This window comes from Paenibacillus endoradicis (assembly GCF_024721975.1).
In genome coordinates, this window is record NZ_JANQBB010000001.1 from 1,335,924 (window position 1) to 1,355,421 (window position 19,498).

Consider the following 19,498-nt stretch of genomic DNA (forward strand, 5'->3'; position numbering starts at 1 on the left):
CTCACCTCATTTTGAAATAATTGTGATACGGAAAAGTAAGAATGACATTCTGTAAACCTTGTAAGATTCGATCTCTGTTAGATTGTAAAGCTTGTCTCAAAAAGAAAGTGGGTGGTGTAGGACCAAAACTTCTATCAATCTCCCCTCTTCCTGCTAACTCCTCAAGATCGACCCCAGCCATACGACCACCAGAAGATTTTATCGTCCCATCAATAGATTTATACTTTCCCGTTCCACGACCAGCAACGACCCTAGAAGAGCGAGAGCGATATCTATTCCAAAGCTCTGAATTCATATAATTCACGAGACCAGGATTATCTTGTATTCCGGCCATTAATGAACCTTTACCAAATTGCTCAAGCCACGCTTGCCAATAATCTGCAGTAATTTCCATAGAAAATACATCCGAAGCTAATACTTCTAGATTTCTTCTTAAATGATTACGAATCTCTGGGTAATACCTGATGTTCGCTTTGGCTGATTCTTCAACTAGTTCTGATAAAGAGATAACCTCTTTAATTAGTTCATTTCTTAGATCGCGCTCTGCCAATTGATAGTTATATCCTGTATAGCCATCACTCATCGCAATTCCTCTGATAACTGAACGTGAAGCAAGTTCGGATATTTAAGACCATCAACCACATCAACTTGATAAGGTCGTCCATCTAACATAATGCGATCTGGTGATAGCAATAATTCATCTTGTGGCTTTCTTACATCAACAGTTGTTTGTAGAACAAGAACATAGCTTGTAGTTGCTAATAGACCTGGCTCATCCATTCGAAGTTGAGCACTAACATATTGAACAAAGCACTTCACACCCACCTCAATTGATTTAAAAGATGGTCCGCCCACTGGATTGTATAACGCATCATAGGTTTGACTGTATCTTTGAACCTCAACCAAAGCGTTCGTTTTCAGTAAAGAGCAATACTTATCTCGTTCAACAGTAGTACGCATGGTTAAAACAAGAAAAGAAACATCCGTCTCAATGATCATTCCTAATTCAATTGCTGATTTAGGTGATAATAGACCGTTATAGACGTATTCTTTGCCCATTACAGTCGTTGCTTTGGTTTCCCTAGATAAAACTACATTCTCCGCATTACCATCAACTAGGCAAGGAGTAAACCGATGCGAGAACTCATAAAACATATGATTCACCTCATCCGTTTGATTCTTTGAATCTCGTTGGACCTGCTAGACCAAATACCGGTATAACAGGACTATTCCCATCAACGATAAGTGAAATCAATTCATTTACTTCTTCCATTAACTGATCTTTTAAGTTACTCCAATTCACTTCTCGGTTTTCAATAGTGAAGTCAAAATCCTTCTTGGCTTTTTTAATACGAGCACTCATTGAAGGAGCAAGAATAGCCGCTACCATACATACAACAGCGGCATACAGATAATCAACTTCATTTTCTTCGAGAACATCGTAATTAGGAACGCTCGAAATAACTTTTGCTTCTGCAATTTTAATAACTGAAGGCGCATCAATTTCAGTGTTAGACACAACATCCTCACCAACACCTAAACGACTTCTGACTTCATCGTGATAAGTGTCGGTGTTGAGAATTCTATTCGTCATTCCCACCACCGCCTACGGCGATTGCTTCTTTCAATTCTTCAGCGTTCATTTTCGTATATCCAGCAATTTTCATTTCCTTTGCTGTCGCCTTTAGCTCCTTTAGGTCGTTATCCAACAATAAGTTGTCCAATTTTTCTTGGAGCTCTGCTTCTCGTGCTATCGATTGTTCTAATTCAACTTGAAGCTCAAGTTCGCGCTCAGAAGGTTCGTTATTTAAGATTTCATTACTTTCAACGATAACAGCTAATAACTCTCCTGTTGCTGCATTTCGTGTCTGTTTTTTAGCGATTTCAATAAGACCTGCGGGGGCATCGGTTACGATGTCCCCTGCATTGTATTCTCCAACAGCATCAACGAGTACTTTAACAATAACCATAGAATGTATCCTCCTAAGCCACTGTACCGAAGATATGCCAGTTGACATATTTTAACTTCGGTAGCACTGTAGCACCATTGATAACTTGCCATTGATCAGGATCACCTTGAATTAATTTAGGAAGAGCGAACTTACCAGTGTGGCCAGTGAAAATGTCTTCATAGTTGTTCGGACTTGTTACAAGATCCATAATTGATCCTGTCATGCCTTGTCCAACAATAATTACAGCATTATCAGGAATAAACGGCAAGAAATTACCTGAATCATCGATGTATCCACCGTCATACACTTCGTATTGAAGACCATTTAAGTTCTGATCGATGATTGTTGCTAGCGTGTCAGCTGTAACAATATTTTTACCATGTGTATGTTTCAACAATTCCCGAATCTTTGTATTTTGCTTAAGAAGCGTATCGACCTTTTTGTTAGCAATGATTTTCACTGCTCTTGCACCACTACCACGGAATCGAAGAATCCAATCGTCCAAATCCTTAAGAGGATCTGCATTTACAGTATCACTCCAGAGGACAGTAGCTGTTGGCTTGTTGCTAGCAGGAACTCCATAATTAATAGTGACAGCTGGTTTATTTACCGTTGCAGGAATGATAAGATTTCCTGTTAAGGACTGCCAACGCATCCACTCAAAGCGAGTTTCAAGACGAGCATTCAGCCCAACCATACGTTCAATCATGTATTCTTCAGCCCAAAGTTGATCTAACTTGTTACCTGGTTGACGTAGTACAGCCATCTTTTCACGATCAATAATGACTTTTTCTCTCCACTCTTGGTTAGTAAAACTCATATGTTTTACTACAGGCGGTGTATGAATTGGAGATGGATCATTCAATCCTGTTGGTGGTGTCATACCTGTATCATCATAGGTAATATCATATTCGATAGTTAGACCACGCTCTGTTTTTAAGTCAACACCACCTGTTAACAACTGAGCACCACGGAAAGAATTAATATCAGTACGAATGTTTTGAACCACTTCCGTAAGAAATAACGGATCAAGTACGTTAATAGCCATAAGTAGTTAGCCCCCTTATACAAAGTAGCATAGACGCAACGCTGTCTTAGCCGCTTCGTTAATGCCTGTCAGTTTAGATTCATGAAAAATCCCAGAAATCCACGCAGATGCACCGATGTCTGTTTCAGATGTGTCATGTGAGTTGTCAAGGATGCAAACCGCTTTCTGTGAACCATCTGTTGCATCGGATTTATAAGGAACAAACTTAGCAGTTGCGGTAACTTTCCCAAGAACTGTTCCTTTTTTTATAACACCATTCCCTTTTGCCAAAAGAACACCACCTGGCAACCGAGCTTGAAGATCTGTTGAAGCAAGAACTTCAATAAATTCTTGCGTATGAATCGCCCCCGGACCAGGAGCACCATTATATTGAGCATAATTCATAATTATTTGTCCTCCTTCATCAGATTTCCATGACCAGTGTTCTTAAGAGCTGTCCTTGCTTCTTCCCTTGCAGCAGCACGCAATTGTTCTGGTGTTTGGTTGTCTCCATTGTCCTGCGGATTACCTGGCGCATTTCCACTTAGCGCACCGGATGGAAGTTCAACTTTTGAGCCTTGAGTATGTTGACCGCCACCACCTAAAATGACTTGTGCTTGTGCGTTATAAGAATCACGAATTTTCTCTACTTCTCCTGCAGATAGACCATTAAGAGACAATTTCATTACTTCCACATTAAAAGCTTCTCCAAGCGCACGTACACCAGCACCGCATGCTTCATCAACGATTTTCAGTTTAAACGTTCTTCCATCTTCTGCTTGATCGTTAATTACTGAAAGTTTAGCAAGTATATCCGCATCAGATTCTACACTTAATGCCGTTCGAATTTGACCTAGTAATCCAGTAGCTGTCGTTAGCGCTATTTGACTTTGTTGCGCTGCAAGTGCAGCTGCTTTTTGTTCTTCTGTCACATTTCCATCTCCTTTGGATAATTTCTTATCCTCAATATTATTTTGTTGTCTTGGCACGTAACCAACCAGTCCAGATTTATTGCTGAACGAATAAAAGACACGTTCATCACCATTCAGTGATTTTGTGTCTTCGGATAACTGTTCCCATTCTGTTGTTAATTCAACGTTATCAATATTGCTTAAACCAACAACCCCAGCACCTGGATATGCACCATCAAACACCAAGGAGTTCTCCATCAGTCCCCCGTCATCCATTTCTACAATGCAGGTAACTCCTTCATATACCATCCCTCGGAAGTGTTCGCATTTACCACTAAAGTAACCTTCGTTACAGATGGAACAGTTATGCTTTGTTGTATAGAACCCGATGGAGGTATCAAAAATAGTTCCTGCATCAATTCCATCCGCAAGTTGATCAACCTTAATCCCATTGAGTTCTTGCCCAAGCTTCATGTAATGATCAGCATAAAGGGCATACTCATCACCCTCTTGTTGCAATCTGCTATCATATGTCCGACCTAGAGGGATGGTCATGATGCCCAAATTTGCCCATGAGTGATCTAATAGTAATGAAACACCCTGTTTTGCTTGATCTGCCATCTTGCGCAAAAAATTAGGTGTTATTCGAGAAAAACGCCTTGGAATAACTTTGTCACCTACTAATTTCGCTTGAAACGTATACGCTTCTTCCTCTGTTAGCGGAACTCTTGCCAGTTGGTTGATTTTGGCTAATTGTTCACTTGTTGGTTTCCCCATTTTGTTTATTCACCTCCTTCTGATGGAATAAATTCTTTCTCTTCATGTTTCTTTTCTAACTTCACTATCAATTCTTCAGGGATATTAGGATTAAGCCCCAATGTCCAACGAATTTCTTCTGCAGCTTCACTTGGTGTGATGTAAAAATTCTTTTCTGCCGAAATATAGTTATTGATTTTTGAACGCCTATCTCTCTCAACTTCATTCTCTGATCGTAGGTCGATAGGTAAATAATCTACTTCAACCTGAGTTTGTGTCCCTCGAATTCTTGCAGACAAAGAAAAAGCCCGTAACCAGAAACGTTTGGTAACGCTCCGTGCGGACTCTACATTCTTAATATATATTTGTGTATCGATTGAGCTGTATGTCTCAGTCGAACCTTGATGCCTAGAAAGAATAGTTAGTAATGTCTTTAATGATGTTGCCATTTGTGTATCAATGATATCGATCAATTTCTTAATATCGATCATTGGTCCCGCGTTTCCACCTTTGAGATATTCAACTTTTACATTATCCCAATGGAATAGTGAATCATCCGGATTAAGAGACTCGAAATGTTTTTGAATCTCTTCCATACGTTCTTTTAAATAGGCAGATTGCTTTGTTGGATCATTAGCTATACTTTTAGGCATGTTCTTAATCATAATCTCTTCCATTATCGAAATATCTAATCGAGGATAGCCTTGATTATGAACGACAGCTTTCAAATCTTGCAAAACTTGAAGATGGAAGAATACAACTTGTAGCACCGGTAACATAGGTGATCGTCCATATGGATCGTCAACCATTGGATCAAACTCTTCATAAATGAATGTTGGCGTGTCGATTTTCTTATATAATCCGAACCATTCCTCACCCTGTCGCCTTTTCGGATGTTTCACATACTGCCACGGTACTAAACGATCAGTATCTGAATCTCTCCTAAACCATATTAGTGACGGATCAACGGGTACGATATCAATGATATCATTGCAATGCTCATTAAGAATAACCTCACCAGCACAAGCTCCGCGAACCATTACCATCATTCGTTGAATGGTATCAACTTTATCTAACGAACGTCCATGTTGATAACCTGGTGACGATAATGGCGTATTGAGCATTGATTTGAGTTCATCTAATACCTTCTGTCCATTCTTATCATCTTTTCCATTAGCTTTCTTTGCAGTAAAAGTTATTGGTGTGTCACCCATTCTTAAATAAGTGTACAAGGCATACGATACATCTGGATGAACGGAGATAAGAAGTTCCAGTAATTCTTCCGCTGTATAGCTTTGAAGTTTAGTAAGGTCGATATTATGCGCCTGTTGATACTTCTTGGGTAACCAATTAAATACTCCCCAAGGATTAGCACTCTTTGGGGTAGTAGCTCTACCTATTCCCATCATCTGACGTTTTACAGACGTCGGTAATACATTCATTGCAAATGAATAAATTACTTTATGATACCATTTCAAGTGTTCACCGCCTCTCTTTGCGGATTTCTATAAATATAGAATATCATGGTAACTCTACGACATTACTACGAATATTCCTTTAAAAATCCCATCATCTAGATTATTTTATTTTGTTTATTGTCGTTTAAACTCGGTTTATATTCCTTGCTGTTGGAAACTATCACCTAGTACAATATTACTAAGAGGAGGTGATATACATGGCAGATAAATTAAAGCCCGGAACACCCACACCTACTTCCGGTCAGTATGGCGTTGTTGGACCTAGGGGTGGAGATAAAGGTAGAGAAGTTACATCAGTTCAAGGAAAACCGTTGCCACCAACACAAAATCCTGGAGAAGGTTATAAGTTGGTTGATCCCACAAAGCACAAAAAATGACCTTTGAGATCATCAACTTACTGACAGTTCCAACAAAAGTCGTAGGAACATTTCTCCGTACGACTTTTGTTGTGTACTCATCATTTCATTCATTTTCAAAGTTAAATGACAAGATGTGCAGATATGACCTTTCCCAAAACATGAATAACAGATATCGCGATAGAAGCCACTTCAAGCCTAATCAGGTATTCTTTATGTAGGACATATACTTATTGAGATATCACCGCAACACAAAAAAGAAGGCTAGGAATTTTTCCTGACCTTCTGTAAACTTGCTATACTTCTATGAATTAATAATATCATCGGATTTGTTCGGAGTTACTACAGATATTACATTAATCTCCTTTAGCAGCTTGATACAAGGTGCCATGGAACTGTATTTCATCTTTTGTATTACTTGGTAAGTAAAGATGTACGCCTCCATATTCATTCATTAATGCATTTATATCACCAACTTTAAGAAGCTCTTTTGTAGGTGCATCAGCATAAAATAAAACCAACGGTTTACCATTAATTAAGGATTCTAATGCTCTTGTATTATTTTCAAAACTAAAAACTATATTGAAGTTTCTAGTTTCGATATTTTCGGATGATAATTGAAAGGTCATTTCTGTAGCTTTAAATTCACTATAATATGTGACAGACACATCAAAATCAAGTTCCTCTCTTGGTTCAATTCCTATTATTTCTTTGACTCCCCAAACTACTACTAATTCCTCTTCTCCAATCAAACTAACACTAATTATTCTTCCCATAATTACTTATTTCTCCTTTACACCCAATTTTTATTACACTTTATTTTAACATACCTTTTGAAAGAATCTCGTAATTTTACGCAATTTTTTCCTTATTATTCAAATATACATAGATCATCAACATATGACTACCAACAATGTTGTCAATTGATGCTATTTTATGTCTTTAGTCAATCACTCAAATTCTTTTTATTGTTATACAATTTCGTTATCTTCTTTTTATCGTTACTCCACCAATAGAAGGCATCATTATGTGTTCGTCTGGCTGTACAAAATACTCTCCAAACGTCAAAACGAATGCATCAGCTCTATCAGGTGACTTGAGTCCGCGTTTCTTCATATCATCCTTGCTCTCTAAGATCATTTTTCCTTTTGAAGTCATTCGCCATTTTCTTGTGGCCAACTGTGAAATCAAAGTGTCATCGTCTGGTAACTGCATAACTCCTGGATCTCCGTTGATAAAATTAGTTAGATTAGTTTCCAAGTCAGTCCTAATAGACTGCCACATTTCAGTAACTAGATTGGCACAATATTCGTCCAACGATGAAGATCCATTATTGACTGGAACGACCTCCCATCCATACCCTTCTTCGTTGATAACTTCTATGAGCCGATCTGTTACACCGCCGCCGACTCCAGTATCATCTACATTGAATTTTACATTTTCTACTTCTGGATGTTGCTGGAGCATGTCTTTTGCCAATCGAATAGCATTTCCCACGGTAACCATTGTACTTTCTTTAAAGTGACTATGTTGGCCGACTGTCTTCTTACCTATGCCAGCATACATTGCTGTTTCGTCGTCTCCATAACGAGCCACGTCTACACCTATAACCAAAGTTGTACCAGTAGCTTCAATCTGTACTTCTCTAATTGCATGCTCCGCTGCCTCCAATGTAATGAATGTACCAGCTTCGCCACGCGGAAACTGTCCCTGCACACGAACCCTGTATACGTCACTTCCTTCACCATACTTACGCTTAAGCATTTCTATATTTTCTTTGCTTGTTCTTGGACTATCAAGACAAGATACCTGATGTGTTTTATATATCGATCTATCTCTATTATGAGAATCAAAAAAGAACCCACTAGTTTTAGTTGGGTTCCCACACATAAATAGTTTATTATATTCTCCTGACAATGTACCAAATATAGCAGCCATTATCCGATCATCAACACCAGATGCTTCATCGACAATGAAAAGCATGTAGTCTTCATGGAATCCTTGCATGTTCTCAGGCTTAGTTGCTGTACGAGCCGTTGCAAACCAACGTTCCTCGTGCTTTCTCATATATATCTTTGTCTTAGTCCATTTGAGAATTCGCTTTAGAATAGGACTCTTTGACTGCCACTTACTGATCTCTGACCAAAGAACATCATTTAACTGTTGCCTTGTAGGAGCTGTACATACTACTCGTGGAAATGGGAAGCAACTTAGAAACCATAAAGCTATAGCTGCTTCAAGCGCTGTTTTACCAACACCTTGCCCTGATCTAACGGATACAAAACGATGTTCAGCAATATCTTGTGAAACCTCTTCTTGCCACTTATCAGGATTGAAACTTAATATTTCTCTAAAGAACGTATTTGGACTCTTTCTATATACAGGAATACGTAATTGAAAAGCTTTCATCCTTTTAGTTAGACTATCATTCTTCTTCAATCCCCATCACTCCAGTTACCCAATCTTCAATTAGAGATTCATCTGAATCTTCATCCCCATTTTTTAGTTTATCTACTTCCAAGCGAAGTTTTTCAACCTTCAATTTATCTACTTCAGACATGTAACCTAGATATTTCTCTAATTCCTTAAGAGCTCTCATTTTGTCATGAAGCTTAACTCCAATTCCATCCTTACCTTGTTTAACTTCACTGATAATCGTTCCATCTACTTCACTATCGTTTTTAAAATCCACAAAACTTACTGCTTGAGTCATGGGTGAACCATCTTCATTTAATACAGGCTGTCCTTTTTTATTGAAGAGTGGCATATCTTCTTTGCCGAAGTTTACAAAGTCCGTTATATCAGCAAAAGCGATTTTCATATATTCAGCAATGACTCTCTGTATGCCTAATCCGAGACTTGAAGCTATTTCTTCCGTTCGTTTTTGAATAGCAGACTTTATTTCAGGTTTCCTCAACAGTTCCCATCCAATGGAATAAGCTGTCTTCTTGCTGTAACCTGTAGCAATGGCAGCTCTAGTAGCATTAAAGTCTCTTAGATACTCCATCACAAAGATTCTTTGTTTAGGTGTTAATCCTTCATCATCTGGCACTTCAGGTAACTCAGCTTCAACCTCTTCTATCTTTATAGGAGTGTTTCTATTTGTTTCGGAACGTTCCTTATTTATGGAGCGTTCCAATTGTTTTTTAGGAGTGTTCCGTTCCTTTGAAGTATTCTCCTGTTCCAATACGCTAATAGTTTCTAATGTAGCATAGACTTCCCTAGGTTTATCTCCTTGATATGGTCCTACTAACTTCTTACGTTCCATATTATCAATTAAACTTGAAGCCCTTGTATGTCCTATTCTCATTCTTCTTTCCAATAAAGAAGCCGAAGCTTGCTTCGCCTCGGCCACTATTCTTACTGCTTCTATGAATAACTCATCATCCACCAAATTAAGTGAATCTTTACCTTTTGGAGTAGCAACATGTTCTTTTTTCTTTTTATTGGAACGTTCTGTTATTTTAGGATCTCCTGTTAGCTTCTTATCCCATGAATCCTTAGCTTTCCATCCTCGGACTGTTCCATCTGATATCTCAAGTTGGGAAGCAATCTCAGTAAGGTTGATTTCTCCATTTGCTGATTTGTATATCTCCCAAGCTTTGTCTCTTCTTGGATCTCTTGGTCTTCCCATTACATTTATCACCACCACCTTGTATTTTGAGAGCTAAGGAAAATTTTCCTTAGCAAATAAAAAAGCCACTCATTTGAGTGACTTAAGATAACCATTTATATATTTGATCATAGTTTGATAACCATATGTATATTCCTGCTAGTCCGAATAACGTAATAATAAAATCCATAGCCCTTCTTTTTACTCTTAGTATTCTGCCTACTATGACTCCAAGGATACACGGTGCTAAGACAAAGATTCCCATCGTTTTAATTAGCGTCCAAAACATATTATCTATTACTGATGTATCTACACCTTCAAAAACATTCACAAAATCCCTCCTCATTCAAAACATCATACATTATCTCCCAAAGTTAGACAATCCATGATGTGGAGTATCTAAGCACCTTTTCCAAAAGAAAAAGCACCGGTTAGGGTGCTAAAAATGATTAATACTATGCGATTTACATACCCCAATCATCTCATCAAGTAGATGGTTACTTTTTAATTCTACCCAATCGATATTTGCTTGAAATCTTACTCTCTCATCAAGACAAGTTGCTTTTCCTCTCGATTCACGCACATCAATTGTAATTTCCCATTTCGTAGTACTCGTCAAAACTCCCTCATCGAAAGTTTGGTTATTCGTGATATTAACAATGCTTCTTGAATTTTTACTTTCAATAATTTCGTGAAACATTTCCATTCATCCCCTTTTTTATTTTATTTCCTAAATTAAGGGTATCGTTTAAAAATGATTGTTTCAAGTATTATTGAAAATTCATTGGTTGTGTACTAGTTGAAGATTATAAGCTATTCATTACATTTGCGTGGGCAAGGATTCGAACCTTACATATCATGCACACCTTCATTATAACCCGATGCATGATTACTCCATCTGAGTCTTGGGCCGAGTTTATTTAGCGTCTACCCTTTCCGCCACCACACATCGTACTACATTTTTTCTATGATTTCATAATAGCAACGATTCATTCTTATATCCATTCATATTTACTACATCATTTCTGGTAATCTCAAACCAATTTCTCCTTCTTTGTTTCTTCCACGACCATAATCTATGACTACGAAGTCCAATGTCCGATTCACTTTTAAGCTCGTTGCAATTTTCGATATTGCTCTAAGCCGCTTATCCGCAAATGTAGTGGCTGATATACCTGGTACATCCTTCTTATATCCTTTTTCCATGTAGTTCTGTGCTTTCAAGTATTTCTTGCCCTCTAGAAAAAGTAGTTTTGCTGTCAATCCCTCATGAGGATCACGTATATTGTTTATTACACCTTTTACAATATTAGTAATCGCTAAATAGAATTTATAGTTAGCTTCACGCTTATCTTTGAGAATGACTGTATTGGCTGTTACATCAGCAGTTAGTTCCTGGCCTGTTTCTCTTTTCCCTACTGAGCCCTCAGCACTTAAGAGATCATAGGCAGATAATCCGTTTTCCATTTCACTCATTGCTATTTCATAGTTACGACATATGTCTATCATATCTGTGTATCTATCCAATAACCATTTAGTTTTCCGAATATCTTCTTCATTGATATCATCGAAGAACGTAATTTGTATTATCTTTTGAGTATCTTCTGCATCCGAGTTCTTTTTTAATGTGATTACTTGATTCATAGCGTCACTCCTCTACGTTCACGACTTTTTATTACTTTTAGTATATGACACTTTTATTACTATTTTACTACGGATATTACATAATGCTAAACTTTGAAACAGACATTATCTCAACTATTAATCCATCTATAGCAGATTAAAGTGAAATTGCACAAGGTTAATCTCATTTTTCTGTTGTTTTTATATCTACTGTGCTAATTTCTGTTTGGATCTCTTATTCTTGCCACTTCATGATCACCACCACCTGGTTAACGTTAGTTTTTTTAAAGTATAAAAAGGAATAAAAGGACATCTTTACAACAATGCTGATTGTACTATATTGTGGAATATATTAACTGTCCTTATCTATAAAATACTTTGGGAGGCACATATGGGAGAAGCAAAAGCTAAAAAAGATTTTATAATTCATAACAGGAAACTTAGTAATGATTTTAGAAAAATACAAAAAGCAAATGTCTATTACGTAAAAAATCTCAGACAAGAATTATTAGGATATTATCGATTCTTTACTACTGAGGACATAAAAGATTCGCTTATTCATTTTACAATTAAACTAGAGCAGACTAAACAGAAAGGAATCATGCTCAGTTATCTATCAATGGGAATCGCTATAATTCTTGGCTTGTTTAGTATATTTATATCTACTGTTGTTTCGAAAGGACCCGATGCTAAATTAGGAGAACAGGGTGAATACTTAATAAACGTTACAACTTGGATCTTAAGTTTTTTGATTGCATTGGCATTCTACCATTTGATGACAGGTTATTATAAGATTAAAAAAGAAGTCTTATATGTGGAATTACTAAAAGATATCATTTCTTCGCGAGAAGAAACTCAAACCAAAGATCTATCGAAAAAAACTAAGCCCTCTAAATAGGGCTTTTTTATTCAATCTTCATTTGTCCTCTTACTTGGATATCGATGTACATCCTGTCCTTGCCAATACATATCCCCACCACCTGAGTTATGTTTATTAAATAGAAAAGCACCCTAAGGCGCTTCACTAGTTATTATTCTTCTTGGTTTTTTCGTAGGGATTATACTACATTTATTTATTTTACCTTCGTTTGAGCTTAGGAACATTAACTCTTGCACATAAACATTGCCAAAGATATCGTTATATTGTATTTGAACATCATTTATTCTTTCGATTTCGCGTTCAGTACTAATTTTTAGTACGAAATTTATTTTATCCCCTACTTTCAAGTTAATACTATTCCATCCTGTTGCTACTGTCATTCTTTTTGAATAAAAGCGAACATTTACCGCACTACCCACACCAACATTTTCGAATGCAATAAAACAATGGTGTGTTATAACATTTTCTAAAGACTCATCTTCTGGCCATTCACTATTATATATACTTATTGAATTTTGATTTATATGACCAAGTAGATCATTAGTAATATATATAAAAGGTATTATCGATAAACGTCGCTCTTTTTCATCTCTATCATAATAATACTTCATATTTGCTTTATATATTAAATAGGTTACTCCCACACTTAGAACTCCACTTGTTGCACCTATCAATGCTACTATCATATCGTTATTTTCAATAAATAGTTTTGCAATCAAATAAAAGATTGCAACAAATAACAAATATAGAATTAACAATAGCATTGGTATTACTGTATAATTAATTACTTTTACAATTGTATCTTCTTTCTCATTTTTCACTTTTATCCCTCTCCCTACGAAATATCATACAGTATCTTCCATTAGCAGACAATATATGATGTATTCTGTGTAAGAGTATTAAACCAAAGAAAAAGCACCGGTTAGGGTGCTTTAGGATAAGTATAAGGTTTAGGCCATCTCAAGTTCCACCTCTGATTTAGAGCCTTGTTTCTCTATTAATTGTTGATAGTGTTTGGATGCTCTGAAATCCTCAAATATAGGCCATTCTTTTATGTCTTCTTCCTGTAACTTTTCTGGAAAACCTTCTTTTAACTCTTTAAAAACATTTTCGTGGTCATTCAATAATGCATACCTACATATTCTATATCGTTTTTCTTTTGCAGACAGATCTAGCTTTTCGATGTCATCTTTAATAGTTTCAAGTCCCTTAGTTCTTTTAATAGACAGCCATTTATTCATTTGGCTAACCAAAACATCAACCTCACTGAGCTTAAAATCCATTATAAAGTCAGATACAACCCCGACAACATCCCATTTTTTTTCTGTCATACACTCGTAGCTTAGTTCGTGTAAGTATTCAACAATAGCTATATGCTCATCTTTTCTTTTACTCCATACTTTTATTCCTAAAATAATACCTTGAAGCTTTAATAAATTCAATGAAGTTAACATATATGCTAAATTGACTTCAATCCTATCACCTTTATTCATTCCTTTTGTCAAGTCTTCGCTTACTTTACTAAGGTATATTGAATTAATATTCCCTCCGTTATGTACAAATAAATTCCTTCTAATTAATATTTCATTGATTTTATCGAATTTATTATTTAGTTCAGACATGTCTATTTTTATTTTATTCTTGAAGAAATCAATCCAAGATTTTAAACCGTCATACATTAAATTTTGTAATTCTTTCTCTATCAGATAATCTTTTGCATCCTCTATTGAATCGAAGTTTACTAAATCAGAGTATTTTAATTCTTTTTTACTTATACTTAATGAATCAGGGTATTTCTTTACATATTCATGTAGCAAACTGGAAATTAGTAATTCAAAGAATGTTACTAATGAGATTAATGAACTTTCGAACAGTAATGGTAATTGATTCGCGGAAACTGTCAGTTCCTCGACTGCTGATTTAACTTTACGACCCAAAACACGGTCGTTAAAACTAATTTGAACATCATTTTTATTAACTTTTTCTATTTCTATGTCTATTAATGGTGCGTTATCATCCTTCTTATTCCCTATTATTTCTTCATTTTGGATCTTCTTCTCTTCTTTAATCCTTTCGGATTCTTCTCTTAATGCTAAAAATAATGGATTTAATTCTTCCATATTCTTATTTAATGTTTCAAGTGTGTTTTCTATAATGGTTTGCTGAATCCCTGTAATAAATACTTCTAGTGTTTTCAGGTTATGTAGATATTGAGTTATTAAAGTTTTCATTTTATCATCGCTCTCCTTTTATGCCTTATTTCGACACCAACAAGGATTTTCCTGCACTGTAAATAAAAGTACCTCTTCCGAAGAAGTCGAACCTTTCGGTATTGGTTCACTCTTACTATATCGTCTAACGGTCTATACCATGCCAATATATCAAATTTCTCTTATACCTAGCTTTATCAAAAGAGTGTTAACAAGAAGATGATCTCCACCACCTGAGTTATGTTTGTTTTATTCAATAGAAAAAGTCACCCAATTGAGTGACTTTTGTTTTATTTTCACTATTCGCATTTTCCCGTTCCATCACAAGCGTTACAGCGGATATATTTAGGAATTCCGCTATCATCAATTTTAGCGTTAACTAGATCATGAGATGGGTATTTCTGATCTAATCTATCCCATTCTTTATCCCACTCATCATTATAAACTTGTCCTTTACCACCACATACAGAACATGACATTATTATCACCTCCCTCAATTGCCACTATTCGACATAAGGCAGATATTTCCTGCGATCAGTTAACTATTAATTCAGACCTGCTACAAACATATGTTCCAACTAGTCGGAATTATTTCAAATGGTAAAATAGTACTAATATATAGGAAAGGATGGTAATTATGGAATTAGATAATATTCAAATCTTACAAATATTAAAAGCCAAGGGGTTTACTCATTTATATCATGCTAATACAGTAAAAACAGCTTGCTCTTTTCTAAAAAATGGAGGTTTATATTCTCGAGGTGCGATAGAATTTCATAACCTAAAACAAACACCGCAAAGTTCTGATAATCTTGACAAACATTTTAACGTATGGAACGATATTTTTCTTGATAGTTCTGATTTACATATTTTTCACAATAGACAAAATTTATACGGTCCCGTGCTATTCAAGTTTAACATTGATATTTTATCATCGCCAGATTTACCCCCTCTTTGGGTGACAAACAACAATCCAATATACTGGGATATTAATTCTCCAATTGAGGACAGATATTTCAATTCAATAGAAGAATTTGAACTAGGCTATTCGAACCAAGCAGTAAGGGAAATGATTACTTTGCGAGATACAACTTTCCCTCTATTATTTGATCCCTATTTGGAAGAAATTATTTTAGATGATCCGGAAATAAAAATTAACGAAAGAAATTTATTCAAACATGCAAAAAGTGAATTAAAAAAATCAATTGGTGAAAATACGTTCATCAATGACAGAGTGATAAAATCAAAAAGAAACTGTTCCAATTGTTGGTGTAAAGATAATTACTTCAAACAAAAATCAGTTGAAGATTTAGAAATACTATTCACAGTATAGACTCTTCTAATATATATTTCTTATAACGAAAGGCAACCTCTTATTAGGCGACCTTTCGTTGTTTACATTTCGTTTGATAATACCATTATACATGTCAAGTTTCCATTTAAAAAGACAACGAATAGTTCATTTTACGGTCATTGTTGTATATTCCACGATTGCAAGACGATGCCAACGCTTATAAGTACTTTCTGACACCCCTAACCTCTCACAAACTTTAGCGACTGCCATTTCGTCAATATACCTAAGTCGTAGTAACTCTGCATATCTCCGTTTTACCTGCTCTACTGCATTAAGTACCATATCAATCTTTAGTATAGTTTCTTGTAAGTCCTGGTACTCTGCGACACGGTCTAGTACAGCATCTAAATCATCTCTAATGTCATAACCTCTAGCTGCTACTACCTTCTCAATCTTATGCTTAAGCTCTTTTAATAGCTTAGTATCCTCATCATCTATACCTTGTATAGGAATAACTCTCTCTTGGCTCTTTACTCCTGCAGGGTAGTAGCCTAAGTAAGTATGTGCAATTTTCTCTAGCTTCTGTTCTCTCTTATTTAGGTATGCGTATGATGGCAATCCTCTTAGCTTTTGATGTAGCTCTTGTAGTTGATCATCTTGGTTTAATCGGCTCACAGTGATTCCACCACCTACCGAATAACTAGACAGTACCTGCATACGTGCTTGTAGGCGTTTATAGTTACTCAGTTGCTCGATTAATTCTTGTTCGGTCATACTGTTCAGCCTCCTTAAAATCAAGTTTCGATTATTTGCAATACAATTTGAAAAGATTCAGTGAGATTAAAAACTACTAAAATGTATAAATAATAGTAATTTTACTAAATATAGTAAATTAAGCACTATAAATCTTTCACTTGTAATTAAAAAATATTAAATATATACTAGTTTATACATCCCAGTAATTACATAAAAATTCAAAAATAGAGGAGATATGGATAAAATGATTAAGAAAATGACTTTTTCGGTTTTAAGCGCGTGCGTAATTCTTTCTTCCGTACCGTTAGCTAATGCAGAAGCTTCAACAGCATCTATTGACGCATCATCAAAGTTTAGTTATACTAGTCAATTGGGTAAAGAGGTTCTGAATATCGATGGTATAACTTACACTGTAGACTACAATTATACAGAGGACAACACTACTGCTGTTATTACTAACACTCTAGATAACTCTATAGAAATTGTGTCATATGACTTGACTAATTCAACGATCTACTATAATGGCAAAGCAATGAGTACCAATGGAAATGATAGATTGAATGCTCTTTCGACACAGAATTTTGCAGTTAAAGCAGATGATGATTTTAAGTCAATTCAAACCGGATCCGAAAAAATCACTTGGGCAAAAGGAATAACAGTAGCTGCGCTAGCTGTTATGATAGCGGTTCCAATTGCAGGGTTAGGATCTCCAGGTGTAATAGCTGCAATGGGACTTAGTGGTTTGGCAACGATTGCAGGCGGAGCAATAGGGGGTACTGTCAATTGGGATTATCAAAGAATGATTATTCCTTTTGTCCCACCTATTCATAGATATGTTTGGTCATTTACTGCAAGTACCGGTGATTATTATGGAACTTATATTTATCAACCTTAAGGAAGAGATCCTATGAAATCTAAATACAAACAAATTCTGCGTATAATAATGTGGGTGTTAATTTTACTAGGCGTTTTACTCCTTACTCTAGTTGCAGTTTCTGAATACAATGGATTAACTGAATGGCAAAAACCAATAACACAAAGTTTCTGGGTTTACTTGATATTGGTCATTTTGTATATCCTGCTTAATGCAATCTCATTAGTGCGTAAAAGAGATAAGAAGAACGACAATGACTTATAAATATCAAACCAAATAAATTATTAACAGAGCTCGAGCCCCTTCAGACATGATTTCTGGAGGGCTCGAATTACGATTAAACAGTCGCTTACTTAGCGTTGTTTTTTCTACTTCTATCATTTCGTGAAACTTTTTATAAGCTTTACTACCTCCTGCACAGTTTGTGTCTACCCTGCACTATCCTGTTAACTGCTCTAATGTCTACCTCGCATTATCGTTGTACTGCGATATATTGCGTTCTATCAATTACCTAGCCAATATGTTAAATTTACCCAAAATAGGTGGTGATATCATGAATTCAATTTATTACAAAGTATTAGGTCTAGTTTTTTTATTGTCATCAGGATTTATTTATTCTTTAGAACGCATCTCTTCTTCAATTTCTACAAGTTTAGTCAAAGCTGGATTCTCTGCTGGACAAATGACTGGAGCGGTACCCGAAGTAGCAACTGCAGGTTTTTTTGATAACTTATTTGTTCCCTTATTCTTTTTAATAGGTTTAGTTTCGTTAGGTTATGGTTTTAAGAAAGATAATTAATAAATTAAAGCCTGCTGCTTGCTGGTTTTTAAAGTTTCATTTGTAGCGAATTTCCCCTTCCTTCTTACGTCGCTTTATATGTCTACTCTGCACTATCCTAACTGCTCTACTGCTTCACTCATTAGATTCACCTCGAATTTCATTTATCAATTTCAATGCTTGCTCCCACATATAAGCCTCACCTTCTAAAGTAGAAATTCTTTCGGAGTGGTCACAATGAATTACTTTATGCTTGCTCATATTTCCTATGCGTTTGTCTAAAGTGGCAATCTTGCCTTGTATCGCTTCAATCAACTTCTGACTCTCTTGCTGTGCTTGCTCTAGTTGCTCTAATACCTCTTTATGATGAACTAGAATTTCAAGGATTTCTTTTGTCGCACCAGGTGATAACTCTACAAATTCACCTTTGGTTAATATTTTTCGCTTATTTGTTAGATCATCGATGTATCCTTTCAGCTTGTCACTCACTAGATTCACCTACCTCTATACTTGTCCCATGCTGTACCTCCTGTAAAGTTGATATAGCAATATCACGCATGTTTCCAGCCATCATTGAACCATTCATAAACTGCGACATTGTTCGAGTACTGATCAACTCCAACGCTTCAATCAACTTCTGACTCTCTTGCTGTGCTTGCTCTAGTTGCTCTAATACCTCTTTATGATGAACTAGAATTTCAAGGATTTCTTTTGTCGCACCAGGTGATAACTCTACAAATTCACCTTTGGTTAATATTTTTCGCTTATTTGTTAGATCATCGATGTATCCTTTCAGCTTGTCACTCACTAGATTCACCTACCTCTATACTTGTCCCATGCTGTACCTCCTGTAAAGTTGATATAGCAATATCACGCATGTTTCCAGCCATCATTGAACCATTCATAAACTGCGACATTGTTCGAGTACTGATCAACTCCAACGCTTCAATCAACTTCTGACTCTCTTGCTGTGCTTGCTCTAGTTGCTCT

At 36.0% G+C, this 19,498-nt stretch carries 27 protein-coding genes; 6 read left to right on the top strand and 21 right to left on the bottom strand.

Features of this window, described 5'->3' with window-relative positions; all coding sequences use genetic code 11:
* Position 1 precedes the first annotated feature (1 nt).
* The 8 genes from NV377_RS06320 to NV377_RS06355 are packed head-to-tail and all read right to left on the bottom strand — an operon-like array spanning position 2 to position 6,124.
* A complete protein-coding gene (locus NV377_RS06320) occupies positions 2-583 on the bottom strand; it encodes a hypothetical protein (protein ID WP_258200297.1) in 582 nt (193 codons plus the stop codon).
* Positions 580-1,155, bottom strand: a complete 576-nt coding sequence (locus NV377_RS06325) for a hypothetical protein (RefSeq protein ID WP_258200298.1) — start codon at positions 1,153-1,155, stop codon at positions 580-582. The genes NV377_RS06320 and NV377_RS06325 overlap by 4 nt, the downstream gene beginning before the upstream one ends.
* 10 nt (positions 1,156-1,165) lie before the next feature.
* Positions 1,166-1,594, bottom strand: a complete 429-nt coding sequence (locus NV377_RS06330; RefSeq protein ID WP_258200299.1) for a hypothetical protein — start codon at positions 1,592-1,594, stop codon at positions 1,166-1,168.
* Positions 1,584-1,970 carry a hypothetical protein gene (locus NV377_RS06335; RefSeq protein WP_258200300.1) on the bottom strand — a complete coding sequence of 129 codons (387 nt, stop codon included), beginning with the start codon at positions 1,968-1,970 and terminating at the stop codon, positions 1,584-1,586. Before NV377_RS06335 ends, NV377_RS06330 begins: the two co-directional genes overlap by 11 nt.
* A 13-nt stretch (positions 1,971-1,983) precedes the next feature.
* Positions 1,984-3,000 (bottom strand): major capsid protein, encoded by a 1,017-nt coding sequence (locus tag NV377_RS06340; protein ID WP_258200301.1) that lies wholly within the window; start codon positions 2,998-3,000, stop codon positions 1,984-1,986.
* Positions 3,001-3,015: 15 nt separating this feature from the next.
* Complete coding sequence (locus NV377_RS06345) at positions 3,016-3,384, bottom strand: head decoration protein (protein ID WP_258200302.1); 369 nt, start codon at positions 3,382-3,384, stop codon at positions 3,016-3,018.
* Positions 3,385-3,386: 2 nt separating this feature from the next.
* Positions 3,387-4,667 (bottom strand): hypothetical protein, encoded by a 1,281-nt coding sequence (locus NV377_RS06350; RefSeq protein WP_258200303.1) that lies wholly within the window; start codon positions 4,665-4,667, stop codon positions 3,387-3,389.
* 5 nt (positions 4,668-4,672) lie between these two features.
* Positions 4,673-6,124, bottom strand: coding sequence for a basic helix-loop-helix domain-containing protein (locus NV377_RS06355; protein WP_258200304.1), 1,452 nt, complete (start codon positions 6,122-6,124; stop codon positions 4,673-4,675).
* A gap of 197 nt (positions 6,125-6,321) precedes the next feature.
* On the opposite strand from NV377_RS06355, the gene NV377_RS06360 reads away from it, so the two are divergent.
* Positions 6,322-6,501: a hypothetical protein gene (locus tag NV377_RS06360; RefSeq protein WP_258200305.1), complete on the top strand. Its 180-nt coding sequence runs from the start codon at positions 6,322-6,324 to the stop codon at positions 6,499-6,501.
* A 335-nt stretch (positions 6,502-6,836) separates the two neighbouring features.
* On the opposite strand, the gene NV377_RS06365 is transcribed toward NV377_RS06360, so the two are convergent.
* From NV377_RS06365 to NV377_RS06390, 6 genes are all read right to left on the bottom strand, one after another.
* Positions 6,837-7,256 (bottom strand): hypothetical protein, encoded by a 420-nt coding sequence (locus NV377_RS06365; RefSeq protein ID WP_258200306.1) that lies wholly within the window; start codon positions 7,254-7,256, stop codon positions 6,837-6,839.
* 208 nt (positions 7,257-7,464) lie between these two features.
* Positions 7,465-8,889, bottom strand: a complete 1,425-nt coding sequence (locus NV377_RS06370) for an AAA family ATPase (protein ID WP_258200386.1) — start codon at positions 8,887-8,889, stop codon at positions 7,465-7,467.
* A gap of 16 nt (positions 8,890-8,905) precedes the next feature.
* On the bottom strand, positions 8,906-10,114 hold the full coding sequence (locus tag NV377_RS06375) for a terminase small subunit (RefSeq protein WP_258200307.1): 1,209 nt from the start codon (positions 10,112-10,114) through the stop codon (positions 8,906-8,908).
* An 82-nt stretch (positions 10,115-10,196) separates the two neighbouring features.
* Positions 10,197-10,424: a hypothetical protein gene (locus tag NV377_RS06380; protein ID WP_258200308.1), complete on the bottom strand. Its 228-nt coding sequence runs from the start codon at positions 10,422-10,424 to the stop codon at positions 10,197-10,199.
* A gap of 108 nt (positions 10,425-10,532) precedes the next feature.
* Positions 10,533-10,793, bottom strand: a complete 261-nt coding sequence (locus tag NV377_RS06385; protein ID WP_258200309.1) for a hypothetical protein — start codon at positions 10,791-10,793, stop codon at positions 10,533-10,535.
* Between the two features lie 314 nt (positions 10,794-11,107).
* Positions 11,108-11,737: a hypothetical protein gene (locus NV377_RS06390; protein ID WP_258200310.1), complete on the bottom strand. Its 630-nt coding sequence runs from the start codon at positions 11,735-11,737 to the stop codon at positions 11,108-11,110.
* A gap of 370 nt (positions 11,738-12,107) precedes the next feature.
* On the opposite strand from NV377_RS06390, the gene NV377_RS06395 reads away from it, so the two are divergent.
* A complete protein-coding gene (locus tag NV377_RS06395; protein WP_258200311.1) occupies positions 12,108-12,614 on the top strand; it encodes a hypothetical protein in 507 nt (168 codons plus the stop codon).
* 113 nt (positions 12,615-12,727) lie between these two features.
* On the opposite strand, the gene NV377_RS06400 is transcribed toward NV377_RS06395, so the two are convergent.
* From NV377_RS06400 to NV377_RS06410, 3 genes are all read right to left on the bottom strand, one after another.
* Positions 12,728-13,417: a hypothetical protein gene (locus tag NV377_RS06400; RefSeq protein ID WP_258200312.1), complete on the bottom strand. Its 690-nt coding sequence runs from the start codon at positions 13,415-13,417 to the stop codon at positions 12,728-12,730.
* A gap of 129 nt (positions 13,418-13,546) precedes the next feature.
* Positions 13,547-14,827, bottom strand: coding sequence for a hypothetical protein (locus tag NV377_RS06405; protein ID WP_258200313.1), 1,281 nt, complete (start codon positions 14,825-14,827; stop codon positions 13,547-13,549).
* Positions 14,828-15,105: 278 nt separating this feature from the next.
* The gene (locus NV377_RS06410) at positions 15,106-15,285 is read right to left on the bottom strand and encodes a hypothetical protein (RefSeq protein WP_258200314.1); all 180 of its coding nucleotides are present in this window, start codon (positions 15,283-15,285) and stop codon (positions 15,106-15,108) included.
* A gap of 158 nt (positions 15,286-15,443) precedes the next feature.
* On the opposite strand from NV377_RS06410, the gene NV377_RS06415 reads away from it, so the two are divergent.
* On the top strand, positions 15,444-16,139 hold the full coding sequence (locus NV377_RS06415) for a hypothetical protein (protein ID WP_258200315.1): 696 nt from the start codon (positions 15,444-15,446) through the stop codon (positions 16,137-16,139).
* 126 nt (positions 16,140-16,265) lie between these two features.
* Here NV377_RS06415 and NV377_RS06420 read toward each other — a convergent pair whose 3' ends face one another.
* The gene (locus NV377_RS06420; RefSeq protein ID WP_258200316.1) at positions 16,266-16,874 is read right to left on the bottom strand and encodes a sigma factor-like helix-turn-helix DNA-binding protein; all 609 of its coding nucleotides are present in this window, start codon (positions 16,872-16,874) and stop codon (positions 16,266-16,268) included.
* A 226-nt stretch (positions 16,875-17,100) separates the two neighbouring features.
* On the opposite strand from NV377_RS06420, the gene NV377_RS06425 reads away from it, so the two are divergent.
* From NV377_RS06425 to NV377_RS06430, 3 genes are all read left to right on the top strand, one after another.
* Entirely contained in the window at positions 17,101-17,751 is a 651-nt protein-coding gene (locus NV377_RS06425; protein WP_258200317.1) for a hypothetical protein, read from the top strand.
* 12 nt (positions 17,752-17,763) lie between these two features.
* Entirely contained in the window at positions 17,764-17,994 is a 231-nt protein-coding gene (locus NV377_RS26015; RefSeq protein ID WP_506737368.1) for a hypothetical protein, read from the top strand.
* Between the two features lie 289 nt (positions 17,995-18,283).
* Positions 18,284-18,529, top strand: a complete 246-nt coding sequence (locus NV377_RS06430; RefSeq protein ID WP_258200318.1) for a hypothetical protein — start codon at positions 18,284-18,286, stop codon at positions 18,527-18,529.
* Positions 18,530-18,643: 114 nt separating this feature from the next.
* On the opposite strand, the gene NV377_RS06435 is transcribed toward NV377_RS06430, so the two are convergent.
* The 3 genes from NV377_RS06435 to NV377_RS06445 all read right to left on the bottom strand — a co-directional run.
* Positions 18,644-18,997: a hypothetical protein gene (locus NV377_RS06435; protein ID WP_258200319.1), complete on the bottom strand. Its 354-nt coding sequence runs from the start codon at positions 18,995-18,997 to the stop codon at positions 18,644-18,646.
* The gene (locus NV377_RS06440) at positions 18,990-19,316 is read right to left on the bottom strand and encodes a hypothetical protein (RefSeq protein WP_258200320.1); all 327 of its coding nucleotides are present in this window, start codon (positions 19,314-19,316) and stop codon (positions 18,990-18,992) included. Before NV377_RS06440 ends, NV377_RS06435 begins: the two co-directional genes overlap by 8 nt.
* Positions 19,309-19,498, bottom strand: a 190-nt coding sequence (locus NV377_RS06445; protein ID WP_258200321.1) for a hypothetical protein, incomplete at its 5' end; no start/stop codon positions are given. The genes NV377_RS06440 and NV377_RS06445, both read right to left, overlap by 8 nt.